Annotated in this window: 7 protein-coding genes; 3 read left to right on the forward strand and 4 right to left on the reverse strand. The window is 74.1% G+C overall.

What is annotated here, in order from left to right; all coding sequences use genetic code 11:
* Nucleotides 1-94 precede the first annotated feature (94 nt).
* A complete protein-coding gene (locus tag F9B16_RS21550; protein WP_151541906.1) occupies nt 95-865 on the reverse strand; it encodes an SDR family NAD(P)-dependent oxidoreductase in 771 nt (256 codons plus the stop codon).
* Between the two features lie 146 nt (nt 866-1,011).
* On the opposite strand from F9B16_RS21550, the gene F9B16_RS21555 reads away from it, so the two are divergent.
* The gene (locus tag F9B16_RS21555; RefSeq protein ID WP_225991829.1) at nt 1,012-2,472 is read left to right on the forward strand and encodes an aldehyde dehydrogenase family protein; all 1,461 of its coding nucleotides are present in this window, start codon (nt 1,012-1,014) and stop codon (nt 2,470-2,472) included.
* A 74-nt stretch (nt 2,473-2,546) separates the two neighbouring features.
* Here the strand turns inward: F9B16_RS21555 and F9B16_RS21560 are convergent, their stop codons facing one another.
* Nucleotides 2,547-3,905 (reverse strand): cytochrome P450, encoded by a 1,359-nt coding sequence (locus tag F9B16_RS21560; protein WP_225991830.1) that lies wholly within the window; start codon nt 3,903-3,905, stop codon nt 2,547-2,549.
* A 230-nt stretch (nt 3,906-4,135) separates the two neighbouring features.
* On the opposite strand from F9B16_RS21560, the gene F9B16_RS21565 reads away from it, so the two are divergent.
* Complete coding sequence (locus F9B16_RS21565) at nt 4,136-5,632, forward strand: aldehyde dehydrogenase family protein (RefSeq protein ID WP_151541909.1); 1,497 nt, start codon at nt 4,136-4,138, stop codon at nt 5,630-5,632.
* Between the two features lie 86 nt (nt 5,633-5,718).
* Nucleotides 5,719-6,255 (forward strand): DoxX family protein, encoded by a 537-nt coding sequence (locus F9B16_RS21570; RefSeq protein ID WP_151541910.1) that lies wholly within the window; start codon nt 5,719-5,721, stop codon nt 6,253-6,255.
* A 15-nt stretch (nt 6,256-6,270) separates the two neighbouring features.
* Here the strand turns inward: F9B16_RS21570 and F9B16_RS21575 are convergent, their stop codons facing one another.
* Nucleotides 6,271-7,674, reverse strand: coding sequence for an amidohydrolase family protein (locus F9B16_RS21575; RefSeq protein WP_151541911.1), 1,404 nt, complete (start codon nt 7,672-7,674; stop codon nt 6,271-6,273).
* 4 nt (nt 7,675-7,678) lie between these two features.
* Nucleotides 7,679-8,839: CoA transferase (locus F9B16_RS21580; protein WP_151541912.1), on the reverse strand; the 1,161-nt coding region annotated here is incomplete at its 5' end.

Below are 8,839 nucleotides of genomic sequence, written 5' to 3' on the forward strand. Positions count from 1 at the left end.
TTTCCTCATGCCACCTTGACAGCGCGATTCTCAGTGCTGAGAAGGATGTTATCAAGTCCTGCCCGCCGGCCCGCCCGCGGCGGGCCGCGTCCGTTCAGGTGTTGCGGCCGCCGTTGACGCCGATCACCTGGCCGGTGATGTAGCCCGCCTCCTCCGACACCAGGAAGGCGCACGCGGCGGCGATGTCCTCGGGACGCCCCGGGCGCCCCACCGGCGTGCGGCCGGCGTGCTGGTCGACGGTGCCGCCGAGCAGCCCCTTCTGCTCCGACGCGCGGAGCATCGGCGTGTCGACGAAGCCGGGCGGGATCGTGTTGACGGTGATCCCCTCCGGCCCGAGCTCCAGCGCGAGGGCCTTGGTGAAGCCGATGAGGCCGGCCTTCGAGGCGACGTAGTGCGTCATGAACTGCTGCCCCGACTGCGCGCTGGAGGAGGAGATGTTCACGATCCGGCCCCAGCCGGCGGCGACCATGTCCGGCACGACCGCCTGCGCGCAGTAGAAGGGCCCGTTGAGGTTCACCGCGATGATCCGGTCCCAGACCTCGTCGGTGATGTGCAGGAACTTCTTGAAACCGGTCAGCCCCGCGTTGTTGACGAGCACGCTCACCGGGCCGTGCGCGTCGCGGATCCGCCGGACGGCGGCGTCCACCTGCGCGCGGTCCGACACGTCCACGCCCCCGAAGGCGGACGCCTCGTGGCCCTTCTCCCGCACCTCCCCGGCGACCAGCTCGGCGGCGCCCGAGTCGAGGTCCAGGACCGCCGTGGCGAAGCCATCCTCGGCCAGCCGGTGGACGATGGCCCGCCCGATGCCCGAGCCGCCGCCGGTGACGACCGCCGTGCGCCGCGCGCTCGTGTTCTCCTCGCTCATCGCTGCTTCACTCGTGCCCTTCTCGCCCGTGCCGCGTGCGCCGGCGCGGGGTGCCGCCGGCGCTGGAGTATTACCAGCTTCTCTCTAGACGGTACATAAGATACCGTTTGATGAGAATGATATTTCCACAGGGAGAGGGGAACGGGATGCCGATCCGGGACGGCGGAGCGGCCCGGCTGCTCATCGACGGGCGGCTCGAGGAAGCGGAGCGGACGTTCGGCTCGTCCGACCCCGCGACCGGCGAGGTCCTCGGCGAGGCCCCGGACGCCACGGTCGCCGACGCCGGGCGCGCCGTGGCGGCGGCCCGCCGGGCGTTCGACGAGACGGGCTGGGCCACCGACCGGGACCTGCGCGTCCGGTGCCTGGAGCAGTTCCACCGCGCCCTCGTCGAGCACCAGGAGGAGCTGCGCGACCTGCTCATCGCCGAGGCGGGCGCGCCGCGCATGCTGACGCACGGCGCCCAGCTCGACGAACCCCTCGACCTCGTCAGCTACTACGCGTCCCTGCTGCGCGACCATCCGCTGACCGAGGACCTCGGCTACGCCGAGTACCAGGGCCAGCGGCACCACCGCTGGGTGGAGAAGGAGGCCGCCGGGGTCGTCGCGGCGATCACCCCGTACAACTTCCCCGTCCAGCTGGCACTGGTGAAGCTGGCGCCCGCGCTGGCGGCGGGCTGCACGGTGGTGCTGAAGGGCGCGCCGGACACGCCGCTGGTGACGCTGGCGCTGGGCAGGCTGCTCGCCGAGCACACCGACGTCCCGGCCGGCGTGGTCAACGTCCTCACCTCGTCGCGGGTCGAGGTCGGCGCGGCGCTCACCACGCACCCCGAGGTGGACGTCGTCAGCTTCACGGGCTCGTCGGCGACCGGCCGCGGCATCCTGTCCGCGGCCGGCGGCACGATCAAGCGGGTCCGCCTCGAGCTGGGCGGCAAGTCCGCGCTGATCATGCTGGACGACGCCGACCTGCGCGCCGTGTCCATGAACGCCGCGTTCGGCATCTGCCTGCACGCGGGCCAGGCCTGCGCGCTGAACTCCCGCCTGTTGGTGCCGCGCGCCCGGCACGACGAGGTCGTCGAGCGGGTCGCGCGCTACCTCGGCAAGGTCGCGTACGGCGACCCGCGCGACCCGAAGACCTACATGGGGCCGCTGATCAGCGAGCGGCAGCGGGAGAAGGTGGACGGGATGGTGCGGCGCGCCGTGGACGAGGGCGCCAAGCTCGTGACCGGCGGAGAGAAGGTCGATCCCGGGTTCTTCTACACCCCGACCTTGCTGAGCGGCGTGGATCCCGACAGCGAGATCGCGCAGGAGGAGGTCTTCGGGCCCGTTCTGGCGGTCATCCCCTACGACGGCGAGGACGACGCCGTCCGCATCGCCAACAACTCCGCCTACGGCCTCTCCGGAGCGGTGTACGGCGCCGACGACGAGCGGTGCCTCGCGATCGCGCGGCGCATCCGCACCGGGACCTACAGCGTGAACGGCGGCAACTACTTCTTCTCCGACACGCCGTTCGGCGGCTTCAAGCAGTCGGGCATCGGCCGCGAGAAGGGCGTCTCCGGCCTGGAGGACTTCCTGGAGATCAAGACGTTCGGGGTGGTGGCGCCCGCCTAGAGCCCGCCACGGCACCGCCGCCGCGAGCGGACGGGCCCGGTCCGCCGGCCGGGCCCGTCCGCTCTCCGGAGCGCTCAGCGGGTGATCTTCGCGGCGGCCTTGCGCCGCGTGACGGGCTCGGCGAGGCGCTGCTCGTCGCAGGCCTTCTGCAGGATGCCGAGGGTCTCGTCCAGGCCGGGGCCGAGCGGCGGGTGCGGCTCGAACGTCGCGGGCAGGTGGCGCATGCCCTGGATGACGCCGATGGTCTCGTAGTGGACGGTGCCCTCCGGGTCGCAGCGGTAGCCGGGCATGCGGTCCAGCACCTGGGCGACCATGCGCTTGAACACGGTGCGCGCGACGTTCGAGCCGATGCACCGGTGGATGCCGAGGCCGAACGCGTGGTGCCGGTTGCCGGAGCGCTCGAGATCGATGCGGTCGGGGTCGGCGAACACCGACGGGTCCCGGTTCGCCATGGCCCAGGACAGCCAGACGCGCTCGCCCTCCTTGAAGCGCGTGCCGGCGATCTCGCAGTCCTCGGAGAACGTGCGGGCGTCCCCGGGGGCGGGGGTGAAGTAGCGCAGGAACTCCTCGGTGGCCGGGTCCAGCAGGGTGTCGCGCTCGCGCGACAGCCGCTCCCGCTCGTCCGGGTGGTCCGACAGCCATTCCAGCGCGTGCGCGGTCAGCGCGGTCGTCGTGTCGAAGCCGCCGCCGATGACCAGCGCGAGGACGCCGAGCAGCTCCAGGTCGTCCGGCTTCCCGCCGTTGATCTCGGCGCGCAGCAGCGCGTCGATCATGCCGGGGCGCGGGTTCTCCCGGATGGCGCCCATCTCGCGGAACAGGTCGGAGAAGCAGGCGGTCTGCTGCTCGCGGACCCGGGCCATCTCCGGCGAGTTCGGCGGCGTGTAGACGGCGGCGTGCGTCGGCTCGCTGTACAGCTCCCACCGCTTCACCGGCACGCCGAGCATCGCCAGGGTGAGGACGGCGGGCACGATGTTGGCCAGGTCGTCGACGAAGTCGATGGTGCCGCTCTCGGACCGCTCGTCCAGGCAGGCGCGCACCACCTCGTCGACGAACGGGATCCAGCGGCTCACGGCGGCGGGGGAGAGGTAGGGGTTCAGCGCCTGCCGGTAGTGGCGCTGCTCGGGCGGGTCCATCTCCAGGAAGCCGCCCCGGACCGGCGGCGCCGGGTTCGGCGCCGGGATGGTGATGCCCTTGTAGCCGCGGCGCTCGCCCTTCACGTCGTGGTCGTTCGACAGCTTGTCGGCGGACCGGGCGAGCTCGAACACCTCCGCGGCGCCGGCGGCCACCCAGTGCCCGTCGTAGGTGTCCGACCAGGCGATCGGGCACTTCTCCTGCATCTCCCGGGTGATCGAGGTGAACTGCCGGCGGTACTCCGGGGTGTGGCGGTCGAACTCGTAGCGGTTCTTCTTGCGGGCCTCGTCGTCCACGCTCACGACGTCGTCCTCTCTGAGGCGGCGGGCGATCCCAGTTGGTAGAACTTACTTTTCAGTTTCGAGAACAATACTCTCATCCAGGGATGCCCGGTAGATCCGGACGTCGGCGTTCGCGGGCGTCCGGCGGCCCCTGCCGGCGGCGGGGCCGCCCGCAGGGCGCCTGGCCGCGAAGGGTTGAAGTAGGCGTTCTCTCTCCGAGAGAATGATGTTTTCGACGTGGAGGAGACGGCATGGGAACCCAGCGCGACGCGGGACCGGTGGCGGCGGGGTCCGCCGCCCACGCGAACGGGACGAGGCGCCTGCTGATCGGCGGGCGGCTGGTGGAGGCGGAGCGGACGTACCCGTCGCTCAACCCGGCCACCGGGAAGGTCATCGGGCACGCCCCCGACGCCGCGCCCGCCCAGGCCGAGGCCGCCGTCGCCGCGGCCCGCCGCGCCTTCGACACCACCGCCTGGCCCACCGACGTCGATCTCCGTGTCCGGTGCCTCGAGCAGCTCTACGACGCGCTGGTCGAGCACAAGGAGGAGCTGCGGGAGCTGACGATCGCCGACACCGGGTCGCCCCGCATCGTGACCCACGGCGCCGGGCTGGACGAGCCGCTGGAGATCGTCCGCTACTACGCGGGGCTCCTGCGCGAGCACTCCTTCACCGAGGACCTCGGCGAGAACGAGGTCAGGGGGCGGCGGAACCGCCGCTGGGTGGAAAAGGAGGCGGCCGGCGTCGTCGCCGCGATCACCGCGTACAACTACCCCAACCAGCTCGCCCTGGCCAAGCTGGCGCCCGCGCTGGCCGCCGGGTGCACGGTCGTGCTCAAGGGGGCGCCGGACACGCCGCTGGTGACGCTGGCGCTGGCCGAGCTGATCGCCGAGCACACCGACATCCCGGCCGGCGTGGTCAACGTCCTCACCTCCGCCGGGGCGGCCACCGGCGAGGTCCTGACCACCCACCCGGACGTGGACGTCGTCACCTTCACCGGGTCCACCGCGACCGGCCGCAAGATCATGGCGGCGGCGAGCGGCACCGTGAAGCGCGTCTTCCTCGAACTCGGCGGCAAGTCCGCGATGGTCGTGCTCGACGACGCCGACCTCGACCTGACCGCGATGGCGGCGGCCTTCACCATCTGCTCGCACGCCGGCCAGGGATGCGCGATCACCTCCCGGCTGCTGGTGCAGCGCGGGCAGCACGACGCGATGGTGGAGCGGGTCGCCGCCCAGCTCGCCGGCGTCCGCTACGGGGACCCGCGCGACGCGAACACCTACATGGGGCCGTTGATCAGCGAGCGGCAGCGGGAGAAGGTGGACGGGATGGTGCGGCGTGCCGTGGAGGGAGGCGCGAAGCTGGTGACCGGCGGCGAGAAGGTCGATCCGGGGTTCTTCTACACCCCGACGCTGCTGAGCGGCGTGGATCCCGACAGCGAGATCGCCCAGGAGGAGGTCTTCGGGCCCGTCCTCGCCGTCATCCCCTACGACGACGAGGACGACGCCGTCCGCATCGCCAACAACTCCGCCTACGGCCTCTCCGGAGCGGTGCACAGCGCCAGCGAGGCGCGCGCCATCGCCGTGGCCCGGCGGATCCGCACCGGAACGCTCAGCATCAACGGCGGCAACTACTTCGCGCCGGACGTCCCCTTCGGCGGCTTCAAGCAGTCGGGGATCGGCCGCGAGATGGGCGTGGCCGGCCTGGACGAGTTCCTGGAGCGCAAGGCGTTCGCGACCATCGTCCCCTGAGCACAAGGCGTCCCCTGAACGAACGCATCCCCCGCCCAGCGCCGACCGTCCCCTCCGCGGCGGCGCCGACGAAAGGAATCCCCCGCATGGCAGCAGACGCGGCCGCCGCCGACATCGCCTCGCTCGTGCTGCGGGTGTCGATCGGCGGCACCCTGATCGCGCACGGCTGGAACCACGCGTTCGGCGGCGGCAGGATCGAGGGCACGGCGGGCTGGTTCGAGTCCATGGGGCTGCGCCCGGGCCGGCTGCACGCGCTGATGGCGACCGGCACGGAACTCGGCGCCGGCGTCCTGCTGCTGCTCGGGCTCCTCACCCCGCTCGCCGCCGCCGGGGCGGTCGGCACGATGGGGGTCGCGCTCATCACCGCCCACCTGCGCAACGGCTTCTTCATCTTCCGGCCCGGCCAGGGCTACGAGTACGTCGTCATGATCATCATGGTGGCGTGCGGGATCGGCGCGCTCGGCGGCGGCGCCGTCTCCCTCGACCGCGCCGCCGGGATCGACGGCGACCTCTCCGGGTGGACGGGCCTCGCCGTCACCGCCCTCGCCGGGGGCGTCGGCGCCGCCCTGCTGCTGGCCGCGTTCTGGCGTCCCGCCCGGGGACCCGAGGAGCAAGGCGGCTGAGGAGCCCGGTCGCCGTCAGCTTCCGACGAGGCGGCCGGCGATGACGGTGCCTCGGACGGCCGTCGCGTCCGGGCGGCGCAGTGCCTCGGCGAGCGGGACGTGGAGCAGGACCAGGTCGGCGGCGGCCCCCGGGCGGACACTCCGGACGCGCCCGCCGGGATCTCCGGGCGGCGTCAGGTACGAGCGGAGGGCGGCGCGGGCCGGAATCGCCTCGCCACCGGCCACCACCGCCCCGGACCGGGTCCGGCGGTGCACGGCGGCACGGATGACCGCCCAGGGGTCGAGCGGCCCGTAGGGCGCGTCGCTCGACAGCGCGACCGGGACGCCCGCGTCGGCCAGCCTGCGGCAGCGGTACAGGTCGCCGTGGTCGCCGGCCGGGACGTCGCGCAGGTAGTCGTCGCCCCGGTCGGCGATGAAGCCGGGCTGCGTGACGACGCGCAGCCCGAGCCGGGCCAGTTCGCCGACGGTCTCCGCCGGGACGAGCGCGGCGTGCTCGACGCGGTCGCCGTCGCGGACGCCGGTCTCGCCGAGCGCCGCGAGGAGGAGCAGCAGCGCCCCGCGGGTGACGCAGTGGACGGCCACGGCCCGCCCGTACGCGTGGGCGCGCGCGATGCGGCCGGTCAGGTCGTCCAGCGAGGGAAGGCCCGAGTCGGCTAGGACGATCTTGTAGGGGCCGGTGGTCACCCCCGGATGGCGGGGGGCCGGGGCGTCCAGGGGCATGCCGAGCAGATGCACGCGCTGGGGAACCGATCCCTCCTCGAACGCGGCGATCGCGTCGGCGGTGAGATCGGGCGTGGCGTCGGTGACGCCGGTGATCCCGTACCGCGCGAGTTCGGCTCCGACGGTGCTCAGATCGGCGGGCGGTCCGGCGGGCAGGCGGGTGCGGAGCCAGCCGTCGGCGCGCCAGAGCCGTCCGGTCGGGACGCCGCCGGGGCCGCGCTCGATACCGGGGTGGCGTCCCTCGGCCAAGCCCGCGTCGCGCGCCGCGGCGGAGTTGAGCATCCACAGCGCGCCGCTGCGGTGCTGGACCCGGACCGGCACATCGGCGCGCAGCGCGTCGAGGCGCGCCGCGTCCAGGTCCCCGGCGACGCTCTCGGTGTAGCCGACGCCGCGCACCCACCCGTTCTCATCGGGCGGCGCGGCACGCAGCGCCGCCGCCAGCGCGTCCCGTCCCTCGACCTGCGGAGGCCCGCACGGGACGGACCGCCTCCACGCCCACAAGGCGTGCAGATGCACGTGGTGATCCCACAGCCCCGGAAGCAGCGCGCCGCCGCGGCACTCGACCACCTCCTCCGCACCCGCCGGAGTGAGATGCGGGCCGACCTCGGAGATCCGCTCGCCCACGACGCGGACGTGCGTCCGCCTGCGCCCGCCGATCTCGGCGTCGCGGAACAGCAGCCCGCTCACGGCCGCGTCCATGGCCTCATGGGACGGGAATCCCGAGCCGCCGCAGGACGTCCGCGGTGTCGGCGCCCGTGGCCGGCGCGTCGCCCTGCGGTTCGCGGCGAACCGGGACGGCGACCGGGACGGCACCGGCACCGGTCTCGACGACCCACCCGCCGCCGCGGCGGACCGCCGGCACGCTCGGAACCGGCGGCCCCGGATCGAGGGTCGCCGCGACGACGCCGGTCATCGACACGTCCCAGAGCACGCCGCGTCCCGGCGGCGCGGTGGCCGCCAGCACGGCCGCGGTGAGCCCCGTCAGCGGGTCGGCGACGGCGTCGCCGCAGAACACCGGGGACAGGTCCGGCTCGCGGCAGACCAGCCCGGCGCCCGCCGCCACGTCGTCGCCGAAGCCGACGCGCTCGGACGCGCGGCCGTTCGCGGTGATCGAGACCCAGGTCGTCCCGGCGGCGACCGCGGCGCCCGCGTCCAGCCCGAACCGGGCGAGGGCGCGCGGGCGGGACGCCTCGATGACGATGTCCGCCGCGTCCACCAGCGCCGCCATCGCCCGGCGGCCCGCATCGATCGCCGGGTCCAGCACGACGGAGCTGTGGCCCGCGTGCAGGAGCCGGTAGAAGCCGGGGTCGCCGTACCGCGCCCCGTCCGGTCGGGTAGGCGTCTCGACCTTGACGACGCGTGCTCCGGCCAGGCCGAGGAGATGCGCGCAGAGCGGCCCCGCCCACAGCGCGCTGAAGTCGACGACCAGCGCGTCCTTCACCGGGCGGGGCGACGCCGGGACCGGGACGCGCGCGGGCGGCGCCGGCGTGCGCACCGGTCCGGCGGCGATGCCGAGGAGCCCGGCGCGTTCGGCGAGGTCGGCGCCGGTGTGCTCGCGCAGCCACGACGCGACCGCCGGCCACGGATCGTCGCCGACGTCGGTACCAGCGAGCGCGCCGAGGAGCGCCGGGTCGTCGGGACGGGCGCAGGACACCGCGGCCCAGCCGTCCGCGGTGGGAAGCAGCCGGCACGCGCCGCCCGGCGACACCCGTCCGCGCCGGCCGTGGCCGGTGAACGCGGCGCGCTCGGCCAGCAGCCGTGCCCCGTCCAGGCGCGGAGCGCCCGTGGACGCGGCGAACCGCTCGGCCAGATCCCGGGCCACGGCCGCGGCCCGTCCGGGCGGCAGCAGGGGCGGGCCGTCCGG

The organism is Actinomadura montaniterrae (genome assembly GCF_008923365.1).
In the GTDB taxonomy this organism is placed as follows: domain Bacteria; phylum Actinomycetota; class Actinomycetes; order Streptosporangiales; family Streptosporangiaceae; genus Spirillospora; species Spirillospora montaniterrae.

What these genes read in the sequence shown, in the direction of transcription:
- F9B16_RS21555 (WP_225991829.1), top strand. Translation starts at nt 1,012, where the DNA reads ATGCCGATCCGGGACGGCGGAGCGGCCCGGCTGCTCATCGACGGGCGG.
- F9B16_RS21570 (WP_151541910.1), top strand. Translation starts at nt 5,719, where the DNA reads ATGGCAGCAGACGCGGCCGCCGCCGACATCGCCTCGCTCGTGCTGCGG.
- F9B16_RS21565 (WP_151541909.1), top strand. Translation starts at nt 4,136, where the DNA reads ATGGGAACCCAGCGCGACGCGGGACCGGTGGCGGCGGGGTCCGCCGCC.
- F9B16_RS21575 (WP_151541911.1), bottom strand. Translation starts at nt 7,674, where the DNA reads ATGGACGCGGCCGTGAGCGGGCTGCTGTTCCGCGACGCCGAGATCGGC.
- F9B16_RS21550 (WP_151541906.1), bottom strand. Translation starts at nt 865, where the DNA reads ATGAGCGAGGAGAACACGAGCGCGCGGCGCACGGCGGTCGTCACCGGC.